The sequence below is a fragment of the Halanaerobium congolense genome (assembly GCF_004366375.1).
In the GTDB taxonomy this organism is placed as follows: Bacteria; Bacillota; Halanaerobiia; order Halanaerobiales; family Halanaerobiaceae; genus Halanaerobium; species Halanaerobium congolense.
Window position 1 is genome coordinate 1 of sequence record NZ_SOEF01000085.1, and the last position, 1,561, is coordinate 1,561.

Annotated in this window: 1 protein-coding gene; it reads left to right on the plus strand. The window is 31.8% G+C overall.

All coding sequences use genetic code 11. The features are described from left to right. Nucleotides 1–138: 138 nt before the first annotated feature. A complete protein-coding gene (locus C7954_RS13515) occupies nt 139–1,392 on the plus strand; it encodes an IS4 family transposase (protein WP_073161076.1) in 1,254 nt (417 codons plus the stop codon). Nucleotides 1,393–1,561: the final 169 nt, after the last annotated feature.

Sequence of the window (1,561 nt, forward strand, 5' to 3'; positions counted from 1 at the left end):
CACTAGCATTGCATAAAAATATTTAAGAAAAGTCAAGTTCTGTTTTTAACGAAAATACTTGCTTAAAATAGAAAAACTCCTTATAATTGGGATTAGGATAGTCTTTGTCCAAATCCCAAAAAATAAGGAGCATATACTATGGACAAAGATATCACAGAAACCACATTTAATCAACTACTTGTTTCAATAAATTTTAATTTATTCTCAAAAATTGTTACTGAACTTGAACTGGATAAATATACTAAAAAACTTACAACAAAAAGATTATTCTTAATTTTACTCTATGGTCAGCTTGAATCTGTTAGCTCTCTTGACAGTTTAAGCATTGATGTCAGCAATAGGTCTGATCTTAAAAAAGAAATTGGCCTGGACTCTATAAGTGCCTCTCAGCTTTCAAGAAAATTAAGAGATATTCCACCAGTGATCTTTGAAGAAATATTTAATCAGATTAAACTTGAAGCTCTGGCAAAAAGAGGTTCTAATTTCTACAGAAATAATCTTGGCCAGCTAAACATCATTGATGCATCAACTGTCTCTATGGCTTTAAGTAATTATCCCTGGGCTGATTTTAGATCAACAAAAGCAGGAATTAAAATACATACCCGCATTATTTATGATGGAGAAATTATGCCTGATAAAGTTGAGATTACTCCAGCTAAGGGTGCAGATAAAACCAAGATGGATAATCTCATTGTTCAGGATAAAAATACTCTCCATGTCTTTGATAGAGCTTATGTTGACTATCAAGGCTTTGATAATTACTGTGATGCTGGTATTCTCTTTTTATCAAGGCTTAAGAGTAATGCTAAAATTAAAGTTCTAAAATCTAAAACTGTAATTATTGATGGCCAGGAAGTTAAAGATTCAATTGTTCTTTTAGGTGATAAAAAACAGGACAAACAGATGGATAATATCTTAAGGATCTTAGAAATACCTGACAGAGAAAACCCTGGCAGTACAATTAGATTAATTACAAATGACTTTGAACATTCTGCAGCATTAATCAGCAGATACTACAGAGATCGCTGGCAGATAGAGATTTTCTTTAAGTGGATCAAACAGCATCTGCATGTTAAAGTCTTTTATGGACACAGTGAGAATGCTGTTAAATCACAGATATTTACTGCTTTAATCAGCTTTGTATTACTTACTCTCTTAAAAAGAGAAGCCAATACAGATAAGAGTTTATTTAAGGTGCTTAAATATTTTAGAGCCTGTAAGTTTGAGAGTTTAAAAGCTTTTATCAGAAAGATAAATCGACCACCATCACGCTCGTCTAAAGGTCGGAGAGTGATAGATTACGAAAAAATCTATCAGCTACTCGAAAGGCAGGTGATGGCAGGAGAAACAGAGCTTTTATATTCAACAGAATTCAATCCAGTAATTCTGTAAAAAGAGCAAATATATTATGGTAAAATGTGGATAAAGACTATCTCTTAATACTCCATTATCTCTTTTTCTTAAAAAAGGATAAGGTAGTGACTGAATATTCTGTAGATAGTATATGTTCTCAATAACTTAAATTTGACAATGCTTAAATATTTTTATGCAATGCTAGTGA